The sequence below is a fragment of the Rothia sp. 11254D007BW genome (assembly GCF_053548195.1).
This window is the reverse complement of the sequence record NZ_JBPWPK010000001.1, coordinates 287,632-308,931: the sequence shown is the minus strand read 5'-3', so window position 1 is coordinate 308,931 and position 21,300 is coordinate 287,632. Positions and strand designations below refer to the sequence as shown.

The 21,300-nt window shown below is 62.0% G+C and carries 16 protein-coding genes and 1 tRNA gene; 4 read left to right on the top strand and 13 right to left on the bottom strand.

The features are described 5' to 3' along the window. The first annotated feature begins 162 nt into the window (after positions 1-162). The gene (locus ACEE43_RS01370) at positions 163-1,236 is read left to right on the top strand and encodes an NAD-dependent epimerase/dehydratase family protein (protein WP_449107985.1); all 1,074 of its coding nucleotides are present in this window, start codon (positions 163-165) and stop codon (positions 1,234-1,236) included. On the opposite strand, the gene ACEE43_RS01365 is transcribed toward ACEE43_RS01370, so the two are convergent. The 9 genes from ACEE43_RS01365 to ACEE43_RS01325 all read right to left on the bottom strand — a co-directional run bounded on the left by ACEE43_RS01365 (position 1,233) and on the right by ACEE43_RS01325 (position 13,326). After that, entirely contained in the window at positions 1,233-2,300 is a 1,068-nt protein-coding gene (locus ACEE43_RS01365) for an L-threonylcarbamoyladenylate synthase (protein ID WP_449107984.1), read from the bottom strand. The two genes, ACEE43_RS01370 and ACEE43_RS01365, sit on opposite strands and share 4 nt — an antisense overlap. Before the next feature lie 15 nt (positions 2,301-2,315). Further along, on the bottom strand, positions 2,316-3,239 hold the full coding sequence (prmC, locus tag ACEE43_RS01360) for a peptide chain release factor N(5)-glutamine methyltransferase (RefSeq protein ID WP_449107983.1): 924 nt from the start codon (positions 3,237-3,239) through the stop codon (positions 2,316-2,318). Between the two features lie 2 nt (positions 3,240-3,241). Beyond that, on the bottom strand, positions 3,242-4,324 hold the full coding sequence (gene prfA, locus ACEE43_RS01355) for a peptide chain release factor 1 (protein ID WP_135011527.1): 1,083 nt from the start codon (positions 4,322-4,324) through the stop codon (positions 3,242-3,244). A gap of 15 nt (positions 4,325-4,339) precedes the next feature. After that, complete coding sequence (gene rho, locus ACEE43_RS01350) at positions 4,340-6,436, bottom strand: transcription termination factor Rho (RefSeq protein ID WP_449107982.1); 2,097 nt, start codon at positions 6,434-6,436, stop codon at positions 4,340-4,342. A gap of 320 nt (positions 6,437-6,756) precedes the next feature. Beyond that, positions 6,757-7,773, bottom strand: coding sequence for a homoserine kinase (gene thrB, locus ACEE43_RS01345; protein ID WP_449107981.1), 1,017 nt, complete (start codon positions 7,771-7,773; stop codon positions 6,757-6,759). A 12-nt stretch (positions 7,774-7,785) separates the two neighbouring features. Beyond that, complete coding sequence (locus tag ACEE43_RS01340) at positions 7,786-9,072, bottom strand: homoserine dehydrogenase (RefSeq protein WP_449107980.1); 1,287 nt, start codon at positions 9,070-9,072, stop codon at positions 7,786-7,788. Positions 9,073-9,254: 182 nt separating this feature from the next. Next, the gene (locus ACEE43_RS01335; RefSeq protein WP_449107979.1) at positions 9,255-10,739 is read right to left on the bottom strand and encodes a diaminopimelate decarboxylase family protein; all 1,485 of its coding nucleotides are present in this window, start codon (positions 10,737-10,739) and stop codon (positions 9,255-9,257) included. Beyond that, positions 10,740-12,401, bottom strand: coding sequence for an arginine--tRNA ligase (gene argS / locus ACEE43_RS01330; protein WP_449107978.1), 1,662 nt, complete (start codon positions 12,399-12,401; stop codon positions 10,740-10,742). It lies immediately after the preceding gene. Positions 12,402-12,411: 10 nt separating this feature from the next. Then, positions 12,412-13,326 carry an alpha/beta hydrolase fold domain-containing protein gene (locus ACEE43_RS01325; protein WP_449107977.1) on the bottom strand — a complete coding sequence of 305 codons (915 nt, stop codon included), beginning with the start codon at positions 13,324-13,326 and terminating at the stop codon, positions 12,412-12,414. A gap of 121 nt (positions 13,327-13,447) precedes the next feature. Between ACEE43_RS01325 and ACEE43_RS01320 the strand changes: the two genes are divergently transcribed. Next, positions 13,448-13,520, top strand: a tRNA-Arg gene (locus ACEE43_RS01320). Positions 13,521-13,749: 229 nt separating this feature from the next. Here ACEE43_RS01320 and ACEE43_RS01315 read toward each other — a convergent pair. Together ACEE43_RS01315 and ACEE43_RS01310 are read right to left on the bottom strand one after the other, a co-directional pair. Continuing rightward, a complete protein-coding gene (locus ACEE43_RS01315; RefSeq protein ID WP_449107976.1) occupies positions 13,750-14,739 on the bottom strand; it encodes a GNAT family N-acetyltransferase in 990 nt (329 codons plus the stop codon). A 4-nt stretch (positions 14,740-14,743) separates the two neighbouring features. Then, positions 14,744-15,139 (bottom strand): hypothetical protein, encoded by a 396-nt coding sequence (locus tag ACEE43_RS01310; protein WP_449107975.1) that lies wholly within the window; start codon positions 15,137-15,139, stop codon positions 14,744-14,746. A 118-nt stretch (positions 15,140-15,257) separates the two neighbouring features. Between ACEE43_RS01310 and deoD the strand changes: the two genes are divergently transcribed. Further along, entirely contained in the window at positions 15,258-15,980 is a 723-nt protein-coding gene (gene deoD / locus ACEE43_RS01305) for a purine-nucleoside phosphorylase (RefSeq protein ID WP_449107974.1), read from the top strand. Positions 15,981-16,047: 67 nt separating this feature from the next. On the opposite strand, the gene ACEE43_RS01300 is transcribed toward deoD, so the two are convergent. Continuing rightward, on the bottom strand, positions 16,048-16,374 hold the full coding sequence (locus tag ACEE43_RS01300) for a HigA family addiction module antitoxin (protein WP_449107973.1): 327 nt from the start codon (positions 16,372-16,374) through the stop codon (positions 16,048-16,050). Further along, positions 16,334-16,615 (bottom strand): type II toxin-antitoxin system RelE/ParE family toxin, encoded by a 282-nt coding sequence (locus ACEE43_RS01295; protein ID WP_237185849.1) that lies wholly within the window; start codon positions 16,613-16,615, stop codon positions 16,334-16,336. The genes ACEE43_RS01300 and ACEE43_RS01295 overlap by 41 nt, the downstream gene beginning before the upstream one ends. 203 nt (positions 16,616-16,818) lie before the next feature. Here ACEE43_RS01295 and hrpA point away from each other — a divergent pair, with 203 nt between their 5' ends. Then, the gene (gene hrpA, locus ACEE43_RS01290; RefSeq protein WP_449107972.1) at positions 16,819-21,252 is read left to right on the top strand and encodes an ATP-dependent RNA helicase HrpA; all 4,434 of its coding nucleotides are present in this window, start codon (positions 16,819-16,821) and stop codon (positions 21,250-21,252) included. Positions 21,253-21,300: the final 48 nt, after the last annotated feature.

Genomic DNA, 21,300 nt, shown 5'->3' with positions numbered 1-21,300 from the left:
TTAGCGAATTCACCTGTGGATTAGCCCAGCGCCAGAGATCAGCTACCCCGAAGCGCACCCCTTTATAGCCTGTCCTACGTGTAATTCTGCCTGACCTGTGTCACCCTAGGGGTAGGGTCACAGACGACCTACCGGTAACCACCGCACGGACGGAGTATAGGCATGGCTCAGGCCACATGGAAAGTAATTGGGGCAAGCGGGTTTGTGGGATCATCGATTGTCGCCCGGCTGGCTGCTGAAGGTGTTCAGGTTGATGCTGTTGAAGCTCCCCGCCTGCTGACCCGCACAGCCGAAGCTGAGCAGCTCATTCGCGAGGCCCGTCAGCTGGACGGTATCATCGACACTCTCGCCGAGTCTTTCGCAGGGTGCGAGGTAGTTATCAACGCTTCGGGCCTGGCTGCCCCTGATCAGGAAGACCTAGCTCCCCTACTGGGCGCAAATGCCCTACTCCCTGCCGTTATCGCTATCGCAGCCCAGCGCACCGGTGTCAGCAGGGTGATTCACCTCAGCTCGGCAGCTGTGCTTGGGCCTGTTCCTACGCTCACTCCGAGCGAAGAAACACAGCCGTTCTCTGCCTACTCTTTCTCGAAGGTCCTGGGCGAAGAGGTGCTTCTGGCCCTGCGGGCTTTTATCGAAGAAACAGCTGCTCAGGGGCAGGCTCCCGGCTCTGAAGCGTCGGAATTCCCGGCGGCTCCTTCTCACTCCCCCGTCGCTGTAGCCGGGGATCACGCGGTTGATATCTGCATTATCCGGGCTACGAGTGTGCAGGGCCGCGGACGCCGAACCACCGAGGCTTTCGCAAAAATTGCGTCCTCCCCGCTGGCGTCCGTCGCAGGGCGCACCCCGCGGCGCACCCCGGTCTCCTCCAACTACGCCCTGGCAGAATTCGTCTACCGGGTAGCCAGTTTCACCGGCCCTCTGCCCGCCATCGTAATGCAGCCCTGGGAAGGGGCAACCACCGAGTCCGTCCTTATTGACGCAGGACGCCGCCGCCCCCTGCATCTACCGGTCGCCCTCTGCCGGGCTCTGGTTGCCACCGGTTACAGGGTCTCTGAGCTCCTGGGTGACCGTCTAACCGGCCCCGTCCGCCGGGTCGAGGTGATGTGGTTCGGCCAGGATATCGACGATTCATGGGCTCAAAAAAATGGCCTGGTACCCCAAGCACGGGTGAGCGAGGTGCTTCGCACCGCCCACAGCGCGCTAGGCACCAGGCAGGACCGCAAGTTTGAAAACTAGACGGTAGGAGTTTCGTTACCCTCGCCATCCGCTTCGGTCAGCGGTTCGGCGGGGGCTTCTTTCTGGGTGCCGAACACCAGCGAACGGGCGTCGGCCACCGAGTAGGGCTTAGTATCGCCTTTCACCACGCGAGTCTCAGGCGCGTGAGCGCTTGCCGTACGGCGCTGGTCAACGGCTGCGGTGCCGCTAGCACTGCCTACCAGACCCGCAGCGAGCGAACCAGCTACAGGAGCGGCGGCCTGGCGGGAGGCAGCCTCAACCTCTTCTGTCTCAGGCTCATCCACCTGGCGGGGCGAAAACTCGGTATCTTCCATCGCCTCTGAGCTAGCTACCAGAGCTGACTCAGCTTCGCGGCGGGCCTTCTCCTGGGCCTCAAATTCGGCGCGGGTTAGCACACCGGGTACGACCTCGCGCAGGCGCTCTACTGAAATTGCGCCCTCGCGCACCACGACCAGGCGGTCAGAGGTGCAGTCCACGATGGTCGAAGGTAGGGCGTCCTTGGCTTCAAAGCCCTCAGGGCGGTTTTCGGGGCGGGGACCGCCGTCGAAAATCACCTCAACGTCGTTACCCAGCTGGGTCATGGCTTCCTGGGCGGTCGTAGCTGCCGGGCGCCCGGTCTTATTGGCTGAAGAAACAGCCAGCGGGCCCAGGTTTTTCAGAAGCTCAATAGCAACCGGGTCATTAGGAACGCGCAGGGCAACGGTTCCCTGGGTCTCGCCCAGGTCCCAATTCAGGGAGGGCTGAGAATAGAAAATCAGGGTGAGAGCACCGGGCCAAAACTCGGTAGCCAGGGCGCGGGCGTCCTCAGAAATCTCATCGGCCAAACCCGGCAGCACAGACTGGTCGTAAATGAGTACCGGCGGGGGCATCTGCCGGGTACGGCCCTTAGCGGCAAGCAGGTTCCCAACGCCCTCAACGGAGAAGGCGTCGGTGGCGATACCGTACACGGTGTCGGTAGGAATCACGATGGTCTTGGCTGCGCCGATTGCTGAGTTGGCGGTCGCGATGGCGTCGCCCAGGGTCTCAGGGTCGGTTGCACTAACAATGGTTGCTTTCACGCTCATTATTCTTTCACATTCTTAGGTGCCTGGTAGCGGTTTATAGCCCGAGGTGTGACGGGGTTTACCCGCGAAGTCGTCAATAGATTCGATACCTTCAAAGCCGGCGGCGGCAAGGGCCTGACGCATCAGTTCCTGCTGGGTTTCGGCGTGCTCCATAATCAGGTAGCCGCCGGGAGCGAGAAGGGCATAGGCCCGGGCTGCGATGGCGGTAGGTAACTCCATACCGTCCTCTCCCCCGCCGTAGAGAGCCAGGGCCGGGTCGTGGTCGCGAACCTCTGGATCTTTAGGAATTGCCCCGGCAGGGATATAGGGCGGGTTGGAAGCCACCAGGGCCACGGTTCCCTCGTAGCCGGGCAGGGCCGTGCGGGCATCGCCTGCTACCAGTTCCACCCCAGCGGGGCCCAGGTTACGCTCAGCCCAGGCAGCCGCTTCGGTCGAGAGTTCAACGGCAAGGACGCGCGGGGTCGGCACCTGCTCATCTGCGGCTAGCTCGGTAGCAAGGGCAGCTGCAATGGCGCCTGACCCGGTACACAGGTCAACCACCAGGGGCTGGGCGGGCAGGGCCTCAGCCATGCCCCGGTAGGCGGTGAGGGCGTGATCCACCAGCAGCTCGGTCTCGGGACGGGGCACAAAAACACCCGGCCCCACCGACAGGGTCAGGCCCCGGAAGTGGGCCTGGCCAGTCAGGTGTTGGAGGGGCAGGCGCTCACCGCGCAGGGTTACCAGACGGGCAAAGCCCTCAGGTGCCGGGTGCCCCAGCAGGGCCAGGGACTGAACGCGCCCCCGCGATACCGGCTCACCGGCGTCCTTCTCCAACAGGTAAGCGGCAAGAAGCTGCGCATCTACCGCAGCCGAGTCAATACCGGCTGCGCCAAGATAGAGCGCAGCCCGGCGAAGGGCTGAATCAAGCTCTTCGCCGGGCTCCAGGCTAAAATCAGCCACGCTTACTTGTCTTCCTGACCGAGCTTCTCAAGGCGGGCAGCCTCGTCCATCTCAATAGCGGACTGCACAACAGCCTCAAGGTCACCGTTGAGTACGGCATCCAGGTTGTAGGCCTTGTAACCGGTGCGGTGGTCGGCAATACGGTTTTCAGGGAAGTTGTAGGTGCGGATGCGCTCTGAACGGTCCATGGTGCGCACCTGAGAATGGCGCTTCTCGGCGTTCTCGGCGTCAATCTGCTCCTGCTGCCAGGCAAGCAGGCGGGCACGGAGCACGCGCATAGCAGCTTCACGGTTCTGAATCTGTGACTTCTCATTCTGCATAGCAACCACGATGCCGGTGGGCAGGTGGGTAATACGCACAGCGGAGTCGGTGGTGTTCACCGACTGACCGCCGGGGCCAGAAGAACGGTAGACGTCAATCTTCAGGTCGTTCTGGTTGATCTCGATTTCCTCGGGCTCATCAACCTCGGGGAAGACCAGCACACCGGCAGCTGAAGTGTGGATACGTCCCTGGGACTCGGTCGCCGGAACACGCTGCACACGGTGCACGCCACCCTCGTACTTGAGGTGGGCCCAGACGCCCTCGGCGGGGTCATTCGAGGTGCCCTTGATAGCTACCTGGGCGTCCTTGTAACCGCCCACGTCGGTGGTCTGGGAGGAAATCATTTCGGTCTTCCAACCCTTAGACTCGGCGTAGCGGGTGTACATGCGCAGCAGGTCAGCAGCAAAGAGGGAAGCCTCGTCGCCACCTTCGCCACCCTTGACTTCGAGAATGACGTTGCGGCCGTCGTCCGGATCACGGGGAATCAGCAGACGGCGCAGCTTCTCTTCAGCCTCGGGCAGCTGGGCTTCAAGCTCCTTGACCTCGTCAGCAAAGTCGGGGTCTTCGGCAGCCATCTCGCGGGCAGCTTCGATGTCGTCGCGCAGGGTGTTGACGCGGTTGTAGGCTTCAACGATGCCGTTGAGCTCTGAGTAGCGGCGACCCAGCTTACGGGCCTTACCCTGGTCAGCGTGGACGGCTGGGTCAGCCAGCTGCTTCTGGAGGTCTGCGTGCTCGTCGAGCAGACCCTGGATAGATTCAATCACGGTGATGTCCTTTCCTTATTCGCCGTGGCCCAGGCCGCTCTTAGCAACGGTGAGCAGGAATTCGACGTTGGACTGGGTCTCGCGCAGCTTGGAGAGCAGAACAGACAGGGACTGTTCCTGGTCCATGCCGGCCAGCACGCGGCGCAGGCGCCACATAATCTTGACCTCGTCGGGTGAGAGCAGGGCCTCTTCGCGACGGGTTGAGGACGCGTTGAGGTCGATGGCGGGGAAGATACGCTTGTCTGCCAGCTGGCGGGAAAGGCGCAGTTCCATGTTGCCGGTGCCCTTGAATTCTTCGAAGATGACCTCGTCCATCTTGGAGCCGGTCTCGACCAGGGCGGTCGCCAGAATGGTCAGTGAGCCGCCTTCTTCGATGTTGCGGGCAGCGCCGAAGAACTTCTTGGGCGGGTAGAGGGCAGCTGCGTCTACACCACCGGAGAGGATGCGGCCTGAGGCGGGCGCTGCCAGGTTGTAGGCGCGGCCCAGGCGGGTCATGGAGTCCAGCAGGACGACGACGTCGCGGCCCTGCTCCACCAGGCGCTTGGCACGCTCGATGGCGAGCTCGGCAACGGTGGTGTGGTCATCTGCCGGGCGGTCAAAGGTGGAGGCGATAACCTCACCGTTGACGGTGCGCTGCATGTCGGTGACTTCTTCGGGGCGTTCGTCCACCAAAACCATCATGAGGTGAACCTCGGGATTGTTGGTGGTAATCGCGTTGGCGATGGACTGCAGCATCAGGGTCTTACCGGCCTTGGGAGGTGCCACAATCAGGCCGCGCTGGCCCTTGCCAATGGGGGCAATCAGGTCGATGACGCGGGTACCGAGCTTCTTGGGATCGGTCTCCAGACGCAGGCGCTCCTTGGGGTAGAGCGGGGTGAGCTTGTTGAACTCGCGGCGGCCCTTGGACTCTTCGGGGGTCAGGCCGTTGATGGAGGTCAGCTGTACCAGGGCGTTGAACTTCTGGCGGTTGTTGTTATCGCCTTCGCGGGGGGCACGGATGGTACCGACCACAGCGTCACCCTTGCGCAGGCCGTAACGCTTGACCTGGGCCAGGGAAACGTAAACGTCGTTGGTGCCGGGCAGGTAGCCGGAGGTACGCACGAAAGCGTAGTTATCGAGGACGTCGAGCACACCGGCGACGGGAATCAGCACGTCGTCTTCGCTGATCTCGGGCTCGTAGTCGTCGCGGCGGTTGTTACGGCGTTCGCGGCGCTCTGCCTGACGGTCGCGGCGGTTCTTGCGGTTGTTACGGCGGTCTTCGTCGGGGCCGTTGTTGTTCTGGCGGTCGTTCTTGCCACCGCGGTCGCGGTTATCGCGATCCTGCTTATCGCCGCGGTCCTGACGGTTATCGCGGTCGTTGCGGTCGCGACGGTTCTTGCGCTCAAAACGCTCGTTCTTCTCGCCGTTCTCAGCGGAGGCCTCGTTCTGCTCGGCAGAATCGACGTTCTCACCCTCGTTCTTGCGGCGACGGTCGGTACGGGTGCGGGTACGGGTGCGCTTGGCACCCTCTTCGCCCTCGTTCTGCTCGTTGCGGGCAGCCTTCTGGGACTCCAGGCCGTCAAGGGCAGCTTCAACCGCCTCAAGGGCAGAGGTATCGGGCTTGGTTTCATTCTGGGCCTCAGCAGCTACGGTTGAGCTGGTGGCGCGACGGTTACCGCGACGCTTGGTAGCGGGCTTCTCAGAAGTAGCTTCAGCAGGTGCGTCAGCGGCTTCGGCGGCGTCCTGCCCCTTGGGCTGCTCTGCTTCGGCAGCCTTTTCAGCTGCGGTCTTGCGGGTGCGGGTGCGCTTGGGCTTCTCTGCCTCAGGCTGAGCCTCGGCGGGAGCTTCTGCTTCGGCAGCCTTCTCGGCTGCGGTCTTGCGGGTACGGGTGCGCTTAGGCTTCTCTGCCTGGTCAGCAGTCTCCGCAGGGCGGTCTGCTACAGCCGAGCCGCGCTGGTGGGCTGAGATAGCCTCAACCAAATCTGATTTGCGCATGCGGCGAGCGCCGGTGATGCCCAGCTGGGAAGCCAGGGACTGGAGCTGAGCAAGTTTGAGGGTGCTCAGGCTGGGGGACTTCTGCTCAGCCGCTGCTGCGGCCTCCGTACCTGCGGTCAGGTCGGTGTTTTCTGCCACGAAGATTCCTTCTCTCGAAATGTTGTTGATTTCGCGGGTTGTTCTGGCGCAACAGATGCGCCATGCCCAGAGCGGGCGAGTGATAGTTTCAGGGGTCAGGTGACGCTGTCGCTGGGAAAGCGAGAGTATCAGGTGACCCGGGTTCGGGCGCCCGGCTGCACCAAACGGTAGCTGACGGGATACCCGGCAAGGGAACGCCACCACTATTTCAGTGAAAGACGTAAATGAACGGTTGAACCTGCTGAGGCTTCTACAGACCTGCCAAACCGTGGGATGAGGCCAACACAGGCGAGCCCGGGCACAATTAGTGCTGGAGCGCGCTAGGCGGTTTCCTCATAAGTAAGCATAACACCTTTAGTATCGATATCGATATCGAGCACCCGCCAGCTTACAGCCCGACTCTCGTGCTGATTAGGCTCGCTTTCGGTGGCGAAGGCCTCAATAGCTTCGCGAACTCGGGCGCGTTCGTCCGCCCCGTTAGCCAGGGCCATGACGGTGGGGCCTGCCCCCGAGATCACCGCGGCAAAGCCCTTGCCGCGCAGGTACTTGACCAGGGCCGCTGAGGGCTTCATGGCAACGGCGCGGTAGGACTGGTGCAGTAGGTCGCTGGTTGCGGGCAGCAGGTAGTCGGGGTAGGACGCCAGTGCCTGGGTCAGCAGGGCCGCACGGCCGGAGTTGGCGGCGGCTTCCCTGTGGGGAACGGTCTCGGGAATGAGGCCGCGGGCTACCTTGGTCGGCACCTCGTAGTCAGGAATTGCGATGACCGGCAGTACGTTCTCGTGGGCCGGTACGGGCAGGGAGTGCCAGCCCGAGTCGTCCCCGTAGGAAATCACCACATGGCCGTAGAGGGAGGGGGCCACGTTATCGGGGTGGCCTTCCATGCCCGAACAAATCTGCAGTACAGCCTCGTCATCAAGCTGAAGTTCAGCGGGGAGCAGGCCGTTCGCTGCAGTCACGCCGGCCACGATGGCTGAAGCGGATGACCCCATACCGCGAGAATGCGGGATGCGGTTATGGGCCTGAATATGCAGGGAGGGCAGTTCGAAGAGCCCCACGGCCTTCCAGGCAGTCGCCATGGCCTTGACCACCAGGTGGCTGGCGTCCTGCGGAACCTCGCTCGCCCCCTCACCGGTGAGATCGAAGGTCAACTCCCCCACCCCGGGCACGCGGGTGACCGTCAGGTCATCATAGTGGGCCAGGGCCAGACCGAGAGAGTCATAGCCGGGGCCGAGATTGGCTGAAGAGGCCGGGACCTTGACGGTCACGCGCGCGCCAACGGGGATTACATCGGGCTGGACGAAGGGCTCGTCTGAGCCGTCGATCATGGGAAGTGACATAAGAATCGGTGTTTAGCCTTCTACACGGATAACGGAGGTGATGTCGCGGACGGTATCGAGGGCGTCCACCACGGCCATGGTCTTGCGCAGGTTAGCGTCGGTGGCGCGGTGGGTGACGATACGGATGGAGGCGCTGGTGCCGTCGCCGGTGCCCTTAGCCTGGCGCATGGTCTCGATAGAGACTCCGTGCTCGGCAAAGATACGGGCGATGTTGGCCAGAACACCCAGCTTGTCTTCCACAACGATACCCACAGAGTAGCGGGAGACAACGTCGTTCATGGGGGTGGCAGCCAGCTGGGCAAAGGAGGACTCGGGGATACCCGGGCCACCGAGCACCAGGCGGCGGGCCAGGGAAACGAAGTCACCCAGTACCGCAGAGGCGGTGGGGGCGCCGCCTGCGCCGGGGCCGTAGAACATGAGCTCACCGGCGTTTTCAGCCTGCACGAAGACAGCGTTGAAAGCACCGTGGACGGACGCCAGCGGGTGGGTGCGGGGCACCAGGGTGGGATTCACACGAATGTTGATGCCCTCGCCGTCCTTTTCGCAGACCGCAAGGAGCTTGATAACGTAGCCGTCGGCAGCGGCTGCCGCCACATCGTCGGCGGTGATGGAGGTAATGCCCTCGCAGTGAACGTCGTCGATGGTGAAGTCAGAGTGGAAGGCCAGGGAGGCAACGATTGCGGCCTTCGAGGCGGCGTCGTGGCCCTCGATATCGGCGGTGGGGTCAGCTTCGGCGTAGCCCAGGCGCTGAGCCTCGGCCAGGGCGTCGGTGAACTGGGCGCCGGTGGTGTCCATCTGGTCCAGGATATAGTTGGTGGTGCCGTTCATGATGCCCAGCACGCGGGTAATCTGGTCACCGGCCAGAGAGTCGCGCAGGGGGCGCAGGATGGGGATAGCACCAGCAACCGCAGCCTCATAGGAGAGCTGGGCTCCGCTCTTAGCTGCGGCAGCAGCCAGTTCTACACCGTGCTTAGCCAGCAAGGCTTTGTTACCCGATACCACCGACTTGCCGGCGTTCAGAGCACGCAGGATGCGGGTGCGGGCAGGCTCGATACCGCCGGTCAGTTCAATGACCACATCGGCAGCGTCAATCAGCGCCTCGGCATCGGTGGTGTAGAGCTCGGGCGCAGCCTCATAGTGGCGCTTGGCTGAGGTATCGCGCACGGCAATACCGATGAGCTCAACCGGCGCACCAATGCGGTCTTGCAGGGACTCGGCGTCTTCGGTGAGCATGCGGGCTACCTGCGAGCCGACGTTACCGGCGCCCAGTAGCGCTACTTTGATGGTGGTGTTGCCCAAGAGCGTCTCCTGACGTAGATGGGAAATAGGTTCAGGGGTACGCTCACCATGCTAGCGGGTAAGACAGCATAACCCAGAGTATGAACTTTATTTTCTCACGGAGTGGTTGATGGCAGGACGCCGCCTCACCGCTCCCTGCCCGCAGGCAGGGCAGCTGGCAGGCGGCGTCCTGGTAAAGAAACCTAAACTAGACCCAGGTCTCGGGCCAGCATGTCTTCTTCAGTTTCGCGGCGGATAATAGCGCGCGGTTCCTTGCCCTCCGCCGTAGCGATGACCGGCGGGCGGGTCAGGTAGTTGTAGTTCGAGGCCATAACGTGGTTGTAGGCACCGGTGGCCGGAACAGCCAGAATGTCTCCCGCTGCCAGGTCAGCCGGCAGGTAGCAGTAGCGAATCACAATATCGCCGGATTCGCAGTGCTTACCCACCACGCGGGAGAGAATCTGCTCCCCTGCCGGAGCCCGGTTAGCCAGGGTTACGGCGTAGTCGGACTCATAAAGCACCGGGCGGGGGTTATCGCTCATGCCACCGTCGACCGAGACGTAGCGGCGCACGCGGGTGTCCCCGTTCTCGTCCTCAATCGCCACGTCCTTGATGGTACCGGCCGTGTAGAGGGTGATACCCGAGGGGCCCGAGATGGAGCGGCCCGGCTCAAAGGAGAGGTGGGGAATGGCCATACCCACGTTGGCGCAGGTCTTAGAGACCATGTCGGCCAGCTCGGTGGCGATATCGGCTGAACCGCGCGGGGTGTCCTGCTCGGTGTAGCCGATACCGTAGCCGCCACCCAGGTCAATCTCGGGCAGCACCACGCCAAAGCGCTCGTTGAGCTGCTGCATGTAGGTCAGCACCTTCTCAGCGGCCTTACCGAAGCCCTCGGCCTCAAAAATCTGGGAGCCGATATGGCAGTGCAAACCGCGCAGGTCAATGTGCTCACTGGCCAGGGCCAGAGCGGCAGCCACGGTGGCGTAGGCATCATCCGCCGTGATACCCAGTTCGGCCAGTTCTTCAAGTGACAGGCCGGCCAGGGGTGCTGTACCGGCTGCCAGGGACTGGCCAAACTTCTGGTCCTCGTGGGCGGTGGCAATGAAGTCGTGGGTTGAGGCGTGGACGCCCGGGGTCACGCGCAACATGACCGGAGCGACCAGACCGAGCTCGGCTGCTACCCGGGCAATGAGCTGCACCTCGGGCACCGAGTCGGCCACCAGGCGTCCTACCCCGTAGCGCAGGGCGCGGGCGATTTCATCAGCCGACTTGTTGTTACCGTGCAGGGCGATTTTCTGTCCGGGAACTCCGGCGCGCATAGCAATAGCCAGCTCCCCGCCGCTGGCGGTATCGAGGCACAGCCCTTCTTCCTCAGCCCACTTGGCAACAGAGGTTGCCAGGAAGGACTTACCGGCGTAGTAGACCGAGACCTCAGCCCCGTGCTTCTCAAAAGCGGTCTCAAAGGCTGACCGGAACTCAGCGGCGCGGGCGCGGAAGGTGGTCTCAGAAAAGACGTATTCGGGGGTTCCGAAGTCAGCGACCAGGCGGCTGACGGGGATGCCGTCTACCTCAAGTTCGCCGGTCTTGGAGCGGGTGAAGGAGGGCATCCAAATCACCGGGTCAAGGTCGGCCGGGGCGGACGGGTAGCTCAGCCAGTCGGGCTTGAACAGTGCGGCTTCTGCGCCCATTTACATCTTCTCCGGTGCGCTTACACCCAGCAGCCCTAAGCCGTTGGCCAATACCTGGCGGGTAGCGTTGTTCAGCAGCAGGCGGGTGCGGTGCAGGTCGGTGACCTCTTCATCGCCCTTGGGGGCAACGTGGGAGACACCGTACCAGCGGTGGTAGGCACCGGCCAGGGTTTCCAGGTAGCGGGCCACGCGGTGGGGCTCACGGAAGTCAGCGGCTTCTTTGACGGCACCGGCGAACTGGCCCAGGGCAGCCAGCAGGGCTGAGTCTGCCTCTGAGTTCAGCAGGGCGGTATCGACGGAGTCGGTGGTGACGCCGGCTGCCTCAGCGTTGCGGGCGATAGCGCAGGTGCGGGCGTGGGCGTACTGCACGTAGAAGACCGGGTTCTCGTTGGACTGCTTGGTCAGCAGATCCAGGTCGATATCGATGTTGGAGTCTACCGAGTAACGGGTCAGGGAGTAGCGGGCTGCATCCACGCCCACGATTTCAACCAGGTCTTCCAGGGTCACAACGGTACCGGCGCGCTTGGACATACGCACGGGCGTACCGTCCTTGACCAGGTTAACCATCTGGCCGATCATGACCTCAACCATGTTGGGGTCATCGCCCAGGGCAGCGGCAGCGGCCTTGAGGCGGGCTACATAGCCGTGGTGGTCAGCACCCAGCATGTAGATTGCCAGGTCAGCGGGGTTCTCTTCGCGCTTGGTCTTGTCCTGGAAGTAGGCGATATCACCGGCGATGTAGGCGGCGTTGCCGTCAGACTTGATGACCACGCGGTCCTTATCGTCGCCGAAGTCGGTGGACTTGAGCCACCAGGCGCCGTCCTTAAAGTAGAGGTTCTCGGATTCCTTGAGCTTCTCAAGCAGCTCGTCTACCTTGCCGTTTTCAAAGAGGGAGTTCTCGTGGAAGTAGACGTCAAAATCGACGTGGAAGTCGTGCAGGGAGGCCTTGATGTCCTCGAACATGAATTCAACACCGGTAGCGCGGAAAACTTCCTGGGGATCTTCGGCGTCAAGGGCGTCGGGGCGAACTTCAAGCACCCGGTTGGCGATATCGGTGATGTACTCGCCACCGTAGCCGTCCTCGGGAGCCTCCTCACCCTTGGCGCGGGCCAGCAGGGAGCGAGCAAAACGGTCAATCTGGTTGCCGTGGTCGTTGAAGTAGTACTCACGCACGACCTTGGCACCCTGGGAGATGAAGATACGGGCCAGGGAGTCACCCACAGCGGCCCAGCGGGTACCGCCCAGGTGGATGGGGCCGGTGGGGTTAGCGGAGACGAACTCCAGGTTGATGGTCTGACCGGCCAGGGTTTCATTAGTACCAAAAGCTGAGCCCTGCTCAACGATGGTCTTGGCCAGCTCACCCGCCGCGGCGGCGTCCAGGGTGATGTTGAGGAAGCCGGGGCCAGCGATATCGACGCTTGCCACACCGGCAATCTCGGTGATTCGGGCAGCCAGGATCTGGGCTACCTCGCGGGGGTTCTTCCCCACCTTTTTAGAAATCTGCAGGGCGATGTTGGTGGCCCAGTCGCCGTGGTCGCGGTTCTTGGGGCGCTCTACGCGCACAGAGGGGGCGGTTTCGCCGTCGGTCAGGGTCAGTTCGCCGGCTTCGAACGCTGCGGTCAGCGCGCCGTCAATTGCACTTGAGAGTTCTTCGGGAGTCATAGGGTCAAGTCTACAGGGTGAGCTGTTCACCTACCCAGCGAATGATATGTTCCCAGGTGCTCTCACTGGCGTAGATGGCCGGGTCGGAGTGCTCTGCTCCCCCGATGAGGGTGAGTTCGGTGGCGATTCCGGCGGCTGAGAGGGCACGGTGGGCCTCGACGGACTGATTGGGCGGTACGCAGGTGTCTGCGGTGCCGTGGATGTAGTAGACCGGGGCGTGGGTTCGGTCGCCGGTTCTCTGGGCTTCTTGTATGTAGTCGATGGGGTGGGCTTTGGCCCAGTTGATCTCTGCTGGGGTGCCTGTCGGGGCGGGGTAGGTGGAGCCGAGTAGCCGCCATTCGGCGCCGTCGTCCTCGGGGTGGTCGTAGGGGAAGCCCCAGGCCACGCGGTCATCGAAGATGGTGCGCAGGTCGCTGACCCCGTAGATTGAGACGGCACAGCGGACGGACGAATCCGACTCACCTGCGATGGTGCGGGCAGTGAGCGCACTGGCTGAGAGGCCTTCGAGGTAGGGCTCGTTCAGGTGGCCGGTGGCGGCGGCTAGCTGGACCAGGTGCCCGCCCGCCGATCCGCCTGCGAGGACGATACGGTTGGGGTCGATTCCGAAGTCTTCGGCCCTGGTTTTGAAGTAGCGGATGGCTGTTTTGAGGTCGTTGATTTGGGCGGGGAAGAGGGCTTCGTGGCTGAGGCGGTAGTTGATGGAGGCTGTGGCGTAGCCGGCGTGGGCGAAGCGTTCGCGGACGCGGTGTAAACCGTTATCGGCTAAGAGGAAGGAGGATTTATCGCCGAATCGCCAGGCTCCGCCGTGGACGTAAATGAGCAGGGGCACGGGGTGATGTTCACCGGTGGGCGCACTGGGCGGGTAGAAGTCAAAGGTCTGGGAGGGGTGGTTGGTTCCCGCGTAGTTGCCGGTGAGTGTGGTCATTGATTCAGCCCTTCGGTGCGCTGGTCTTTGTTCCTACTGTAATCGGTTTGTGTTGTGGGGCGGGGTTTCTGATAGAGTAATCAGGTCTGAGTTTCACTATCTATTGTGAAGGTTCAGTGTTGCCCTCGTAGCTCAGTGGATAGAGCACCAGTTTCCGGAGCTGGGTGTCGAAGGTTCGAATCCTTTCGAGGGCACAAAAAGAGAAGGTATGCCAGAATGCGCGAAGCGCTGGCATACCTTCTCTTTTTGTGCCCGGCGTGAAGAAAGGCCCCAGTGGGGCCTTTTAGCCGGCTAAAACAAGCGGAGCCAGAATGCGCGAAGCGCTGGCAGGTCTTTTCTATTTGTGCCCGGCGTCCGCCTTCTTCCCCGCATTTATTCTGTTTTACCCGCAACTAGTTGCGGGGTTTTCAGACTAAGTGCGGGTTAGTTTGGGGCAACGAGTTCCACTTCAAACCCCTGCTTATTTTCGAGGTAGAGGGCGTAGTGGTCGGGGCCGCCTGCATGCGGGTATCGGTCTGCGAAGAGTTCACTCCAGCCGTGGCTGGTAGCCTCGCTACGGAGCTTATCGAGCAAGGCCGCGGACGGCACTGTGAAGGCCACGTGGTTGAGCCCAGCATGGGTACGGTTATGGGGGCCGGTGGTATCGGGGGATTCTTCAAGGACGAGGTAGGAGCCATCATGAGCCTGCCAGGAGATTCCACCGGGCCACTCCTGATAGGGCGTCCACCCTAGTTGCTGGGTGAGCCAGGCCCAGGATGGTAGGGCTGTTGCCAGGGATTCGATCCAGAGTTCAACGTGGTGGAAGCCGGGGCGGGAAACTGCCTCCTGGCGGCGCAGGCTGGCCGTGGCGCGTCCGTCCTTGCGGAGCCTAGCAGCTATCACCGCGTCGTAGGTCTGCCCGGCGTAGAGGAACTTCTCCTGCTCAATCCCTTCAATCTGGAACCCGGCTGCGGCGGCAACGGCTCCGCTCGCGGGGTTGTTGGCCCGGTAGCCCAGTTCCAGGCGGCGGAGGCGGGGTGAGGGTAAGGACGCCAGCAGGCCGGTATCGAGAGTAGGTAGGGTTGGTGCGGGGTCGGGCTCGCCCAGGGCCCAGGCGCACACCGCCGTGAGAGCCGCTTTTGTGTAGCCCCGCCCGCGGTAGGGGTCAGCTAGCCAGTAGTAGACCCAGGCCCTATCCCAGGCTCCGGTGTCACTGCGGGCCGTAAAGTTTAGGCCGACGAGCCCTGCGGGCCGCCCCTCGTCGCTGAGGCAGAAAATAGCCCGGTTTTCAGCCGGTAGGTAGCTGGTTTCGATGAGGTTCCGGGCGTCCTCTTCGCTGGTGAGGGCTGGCATCTGCCGCTCCAGGCCTGAGGATGTGCGATAAATCGAGTAAAGGTCAGGGGCGTCGGTGAGCGCCCAGTAGCGTAGCTCCATGTGCCTAGTTTAGATCAGGAGCAGGCCGACGGAAGGCAACCCAGACTGCTGCTATCACTCCGATAACCAGGGCAAAAATGATAGAGAAGATAGCATCGAAGATAAAGTCCTGCGGGTCGATGCGGGGCAGGCCTATTCCTAGCCCGAACACCGCGCCCAGCAGGAAGGCACCAGTGGGGCGAGCCGTAAACTGCCGACGGTAGATCAGGTGAAGGTCGGGGCCGGGGAAGCGCAGGGCAGCCAGGCTCATCAAAGTCAGGGCAACTGCCCCAATCGTCACACCGATAAGATAGGGCGTCAGTTCTTGCTCTGGGAGCACGAAGGCCCGCAACAGACCGATGACGCCGCTAATTGAGGCACCAAAAGCCGCGACCAGGGTGAGATAGAGTGCTTTCGTCATTGAATACTCCTTTCGGCGTTCCCTCCCAGACTACCAAATTACTAAGTAGGGTTGCTTATATGACGCCGGGTAGACTAGGGGGAAAACCCCACCCTTTCGCACCAGAAATGAGAGTGACATGGCAGAAGCCGTCAATACCCCGCACATTGCTCCGAACGGCGCTGAAATTGCCGAAACCATCCTGCTGCCCGGCGACCCCCTGCGCGCCAAGTTCATTGCCGATACCTACCTTGAGAACGTCGTACAGTTCAACACTGTACGCAACATGTTCGGCTTCACCGGCGACTACAAGGGCCAGCGCATTTCGGTCATGGGTACCGGCATGGGTATCCCTTCGGCCAGCCTCTACGCCCACGAGCTGATTCACACCTTTGGCGTGAAGAACCTGATCCGTATCGGCACCTGCGGTGGCATGGCTGAGGGCCTTGACCTTTTCGACCTGGTTGTGGCTTCAGCAGCTTCGACTGATTCTAACTTCATGCACCACTACAAGCTCCCCGGCACCTTTGCCCCCACCGCGTCCTGGCCCCTGCTGTCGGCTGTGGCCAAGGAGGCCGAAGCCCAGGGCAAGACCCTCAACGTGGGTAATGTGCTGTCTTCTGACGTTTTCTACCGCTCTGACTTCTCCGACGCCGCTAAGTGGGCTGAGATGGGTGTGCTGGCTGTTGAGATGGAAACCGCCGGTATCTACGCTGTGGCTGCCGCCGCCGGTGTACAGGCTCTCTCTGTTTTCACTGTCTCGGACCACCTCTTCAAGGGGGTTGAGACCACCGCCGAGCAGCGCCAGACCGCTTTCACCGACATGATGGAGCTCGTTCTCCCCGTCGCTGCCAGCCTCTAAATTTTCTGTCAGGACGCCCGCGCCCCGCTCCCCTGCCCCAGGGCAGGAGGACGGGGTGTCCCCGTCTCTAGGCAGCGTTCAATGGAACGATAGCTGCCAAAGTCTCAGCCTTTGTTTCTTCAAGCATATCTAGCTCATACCGGGCCTGTAGATTGAGCCAAAACTCAGCGCTCGTGCCAAAATAACGAGACAGCCGGGCCGCAGTATCAGCTGTTACTGCTCGCCTACCATGCACAATGTCGTTAATCCGACGCGGTGAGACTCCTATGGCCCGGGCAACCTGGTTCTGGCTCACGCTAAGGGGTTCCATAAAATCTTCGAGGAGAACCTCCCCGGGGTGTACCGGAGGCAAACTAATGGTAATCAACGATTTCAACTCCTTCGGGCCCTGCATGAGTCCAGGTAAAACAGATTCTCCATTGATCATTAATTCTTATACTATGTTGCCCAGCCCTATCACCTTTGAGGGCTTCCAGACGGTTACCCGGGGGCACTCTCAAGTCATTGAGTGATGTAGCGGCATCCAATAATCTCAGTTTCCTTAGAGCAACTCGTTCAATGCGCGTGTCAAAAACGGGAACCCGCTGGCGCTGGGCTAGCTTCTCCGTGTTTCGATCTGCGAAAGATTGAATCATAGCTCCAGGCTATAACGCGAGACGTTATAGCTCAATAGGTAGGCTGGCTTAAACCCATTTATCACACCAACGAACCGAAAGTTTATCGACTATAGTCGATAAACTTCTTTTTTTGATATTTTTATCGACTATAGTCGATAGTCTTCACGCGCCCAGTGAAACCTGACCGTTCGCACCGGCTCTGCCCTAAAATAGAGGGCAGTATGTCTAGTTCAGATTCTTCCCGCACTCCCGCCCAGCCCCTTTCCGCTATCGCCGCTGCTATGCACGGCGCGGGCGTCCGCGCATCCGAGCCCACCGAACCCCAGACCGCCGGAAAACGCGGTGGCAGGGAGAAGCAGGCTTCCGGATCTCGTGAGGGGGCGGACGCACCCGCCCGCTCCCAGCGTCGCGGCCGCAGCGCAGCCCCCCGGGGCAAGCAGGGCGGGAAGAAAGCGAACCAGCGCCGCCCCTACACCCCGCTGATTCCCGAAAAAATCACCTATCCCGAGGCTCTGCCCGTCTCTGCCCGCCGGGACGACATCATGGCAGCCATTCGCGACAACCAGGTCACCATCGTCGCGGGTGAAACCGGCTCGGGTAAGACCACCCAGCTCCCCAAAATGCTCCTTGAACTGGGTCTAGCGGAAAAGGGCATGATTGGCCATACCCAGCCCCGCCGTCTGGCTGCCCGGTCGGTGGCTGAACGCATCGCCGAAGAACTGGGGCAGACAATCGGCGAAACGGTGGGCTACCAGGTGCGCTTCACCTCAGAGGTGGGCGAAGGCTCCGCTATCAAGCTCATGACCGACGGTATTCTGCTGGCCGAAATTCAGAACGACCGGCTACTGCGCCAGTACTCGGCCATCATCATTGATGAGGCCCACGAGCGTTCCCTCAACATTGACTTCATTCTGGGCTATCTCAAGCGCATTATGCCGCAGCGCCCCGACCTAAAAATCGTCATTACCTCAGCCACCATCGACCCTGAGCGTTTTGCCCGCCACTTCTCCCCCAGCTTTGTGCCCGGTGTCGGCATCGTCGATGACAGCCTCAGCCCCGAAGAAAAAGAAATCGCCGAGGCAACCCTGCCCGATGACGCCCCGCCCATCATTGAGGTCTCCGGCCGTACCTACCCGGTCGAAATCCGCTACCGCCCCTTGAGCGAACCCCGCACCGGCGACGGCGGGGAAGACGAGGCGGACGCCGGTGACGGCCTCGAGGACGACGACCGTGACCCGATTGAGGGCGTACTTGATGCCATCCGGGAGCTTTCCGAAGAGGCCCCCGGCGACATTCTGATTTTCTTCTCGGGCGAGCGCGAGATCCGCGACGCCGCCGACGCTATCGAGGATATGGTGCGATCCACCCGCCGCCTGGCCGACTACGAGGTACTACCCCTCTACGCCCGCCTGTCGATGGCCGAGCAGCACAGGGTTTTCAAACCCGGTGGCCGGCCCCGCATCGTGCTGGCAACCAACGTGGCTGAAACCTCCCTGACCGTGCCCGGCATCAAGTACGTGATCGATACCGGCACCGCCCGTATCTCGCGCTACTCCGCGCGGACCAAGGTGCAGCGCCTGCCCATCGAGCGTATTTCGCAGGCCTCAGCCAATCAGCGTTCGGGCCGTTGTGGCCGTGTCTCTGACGGTATCGCTATCCGTCTCTACTCCGAAGAGGACTTCCAGGCCCGGGCCGAGTTCACCGACCCCGAGATTCTCCGCACCAACCTGGCCGCGGTCATTCTGCAGATGACCGCAATCGGCGTGGTCAAGTCCCCCGCCGATATTGAGAAGTTCCCCTTCGTTCAGCCGCCCGAAACCCGCGCCATCAACGACGGCGTCAACCTGCTACGCGAGCTAGGAGCTCTTGCTACCCCCGGCCGTGATGGGGCGGACGCCCTCCCCCGCGATACGCGCGGGGCACGCGGTAGAGGGGGGCGGCGTCCGTCCTCACCGCTCACTGCCGCCGGGCGCGCCATGGCGGCCCTTCCCGTTGACCCCCGCCTAGCCCGCATGATTGTGGAGGGTTCCAAGCGGGGTGTTGCCAAGGAAATTATGGTGCTGGCGGCTGCCCTGACCATTCAGGACCCCCGCGAACGCCCGGCCGAGCACCGGGGTGAGGCAGACTCCCTGCACGCCCGCTATAAGGATGAGAAGTCGGACTTCACCTCCTATCTGCTGCTGTGGCAGTACATCAACGAGAAGCAGGCAGAGCTGTCGTCGAGCCAGTTCCGCAAGATGTGCCACCGGGAGTACCTGAACTTCCTGCGAATCCGAGAGTGGCAGGATCTCTTTGCCCAGCTGCGGGAGATTGGCCGGTCGGCCGGTATTACGGTTGAGGGCGGGCGCGATATTGATCCGGCTGCCAGCGAGACCGAGGTACACAAGTCGTTGCTCTCAGGTCTGCTGTCCCATATCGGTATGCAGGATGAGCAGAACCGCCACGAGTATCGGGGGGCGCGCGGTACCCGCTTCGCGATTTTCCCCGGCTCTGCCCTCTTTAAGAAGAACCCGGTCTGGCTGGTATCTGCTGAGCTGGTAGAGACATCCCGCCTGTGGGCGCGCGTGAACGCGCAGATTGAGCCCGAGTGGGTGGAAGAGTTAGCTGGGCCCCTGCTCAAGCACTCTTATTCTGACCCGCACTGGTCTGCCCGTCAGGGGTCGGTGCTAGCCCACGAGAAGGTCACCCTCTTTGGTCTACCCGTCATTGCCGACCGCCGCATCCAGTACTGGCGGGTTGACCCGGTAGCTGCCCGCGAGATTTTCATTCAGTCTGCCCTGGTAGAGGGCGATTGGCAGACCCGCCACCGCTTCTTTGCCCGCAACCAGAAGGCTCTGGCTGAGGTTGAGGAGCTTGAGGCTCGTCTGCGCCGCCGCGACCTACGAGTCGATGACGCTGTCCTCTTCGACTTCTATAACGCCCGCATACCCGAACACGTTGTCTCTGAGCGCCACTTTGACCGCTGGTGGAAGGAGGAACGCCGGATCAATGAGCACCTGCTGGATTTCACCCCCGAAAACCTGATTGACGAAGAGGCCGCTGACTACGACGAGTCCCTCTTCCCCCGCACCTGGACGGCTCGCACCTCCGGCGGGGAGCTGGCCCTTGATCTGCGCTACGAGTACGCCCCCAGCGTGCAGATCGGTGGGGTGCGCTCGTCTCAGACACAGACGGACGGCATCGCGGTGCAGATTCCGGTGCTCTTCTTAGGGCAGCTTGAACCGGCTCCTTTTGAGTGGCTGATTCCGGGTCTGCGGGAGGAACTGGTGACGGCCCTGATTAAGTCCCTGCCCAAGCAGATTCGCAAGAATTTTGTTCCTGCACCGGACGTTGCCCGCCAGGCCGTTGAGAAACTCAACGCCGACTACTCCCCCGCTACTGACTCTCTCACCGAAGCCCTGGCTCTGGTGCTGCGCCGCCTGCGCGGGCACGTGGTCGACCCGGCCGAGTTCAACTGGGATGCGGTACCCGAGCACCTGCGCTTCACCTTCCAGGTGCGCAACCACCAGAATAAGATTCTGGGCGAGGGCAAGGATCTAGTGGAACTCCAGGGTCTTTTGCACGCCGAGATTCGCTCTGCCCTGGCAGCTTCTCTGGGCGCAAGCCCCGAGACCATGGGGAAGATGGCGGCCATGGCCGCTGGTAGTAAGAAGGATCAGGACGCCCGCGGCGGCTCTGCACCCTCTGCAGCTGCCAGCGCGGCTGGGAGCCGGGGTGCAGGTGCCAAGGGGGTACAGGCGTCCGCCCCGGAACAGGCGCCGGGCAGTAAAGCCGTGCGGGAGGTCTCGGGTCTAACCGACTGGCCGGATCAGGATCTACCCCGGAAGGTCGAGCGCGTCATTGCTACCCAGACGGTAGCAGGCTACCCGGCCCTGGTGGATGAGGGGGCGTCCGTTGCTGTGCGGATCTTCCCCACCGAAGCTGAAGCTACCCGAGCCCAGCGCGGGGGCGTGATTCGCCTGCTCAAACTCAATACTCCATCGCCCGAGCGCTACGTCTCGGAGCACCTGAACAACCGCGAAAAACTGGTCTTTACGCAGAACCCCCACGGGTCAATTGACGCGCTCATTAGTGACTGTACGGTAGCCGCTATCGACCAGCTGGTACCCGCTACCCCACCTTTTACCAGGGCGGAGTACACTGCCCTGTTCAATAGCGTGCGGGCTGAGCTCATTGACACGGTCTTCGTGATGACCAAGCTGGTTGCCGATATGCTGTCGGAAACGGCTAAGGTTCAGAAGCTCATTAAGAAGTCCACCTCGCTTGCAGTCGTTCACGCCATGAGCGACATGAAGAGCCAGCTGGAGAACCTAGTCTACCCGGGGTTTGTGACCGAAACCGGTGCGGTTCAGCTGCACCACCTACCCCGCTACCTCAAGGCGATCTCCAAGCGTATTGAGAAGCTGGGGCCCAACGTCAACCGGGATAACCAGCTCATGCTGATCGTGCAGGAACTTGAGGATGCCTACGATAAGGCCGTGCAGTCCCTGCCAGGGGGTACGGTGCCGACTCCCGAGCTGGAGCAGGTCGGCTGGATGATTGAGGAACTGCGCGTGAGCTTCTTCGCCCAGGAACTCGGCACCGCCTACACCGTCAGCGAGAAGCGGGTGGCTAAGGCCCTGCGTGAGGCTATGGAGGCCATCAAGAACGCCTAGGCCCGCCCGTCCTTGCCCTAGGTACCATCTAAATCAGAAAAACCCACC

Bases quoted from the DNA above. Each gene is read 5' to 3' on its own strand.
- hrpA (WP_449107972.1), top strand. From the start codon at position 16,819: ATGTCTAGTTCAGATTCTTCCCGCACTCCCGCCCAGCCCCTTTCCGCT.
- deoD (WP_449107974.1), top strand. From the start codon at position 15,258: ATGGCAGAAGCCGTCAATACCCCGCACATTGCTCCGAACGGCGCTGAA.
- ACEE43_RS01335 (WP_449107979.1), bottom strand. From the start codon at position 10,739: ATGGGCGCAGAAGCCGCACTGTTCAAGCCCGACTGGCTGAGCTACCCG.
- ACEE43_RS01295 (WP_237185849.1), bottom strand. From the start codon at position 16,615: ATGATTCAATCTTTCGCAGATCGAAACACGGAGAAGCTAGCCCAGCGC.
- ACEE43_RS01310 (WP_449107975.1), bottom strand. From the start codon at position 15,139: ATGACGAAAGCACTCTATCTCACCCTGGTCGCGGCTTTTGGTGCCTCA.
- ACEE43_RS01370 (WP_449107985.1), top strand. From the start codon at position 163: ATGGCTCAGGCCACATGGAAAGTAATTGGGGCAAGCGGGTTTGTGGGA.
- thrB (WP_449107981.1), bottom strand. From the start codon at position 7,773: ATGTCACTTCCCATGATCGACGGCTCAGACGAGCCCTTCGTCCAGCCC.
- argS (WP_449107978.1), bottom strand. From the start codon at position 12,401: ATGACTCCCGAAGAACTCTCAAGTGCAATTGACGGCGCGCTGACCGCA.
- ACEE43_RS01315 (WP_449107976.1), bottom strand. From the start codon at position 14,739: ATGGAGCTACGCTACTGGGCGCTCACCGACGCCCCTGACCTTTACTCG.
- ACEE43_RS01365 (WP_449107984.1), bottom strand. From the start codon at position 2,300: ATGAGCGTGAAAGCAACCATTGTTAGTGCAACCGACCCTGAGACCCTG.
- ACEE43_RS01325 (WP_449107977.1), bottom strand. From the start codon at position 13,326: ATGACCACACTCACCGGCAACTACGCGGGAACCAACCACCCCTCCCAG.
- ACEE43_RS01300 (WP_449107973.1), bottom strand. From the start codon at position 16,374: ATGCAGGGCCCGAAGGAGTTGAAATCGTTGATTACCATTAGTTTGCCT.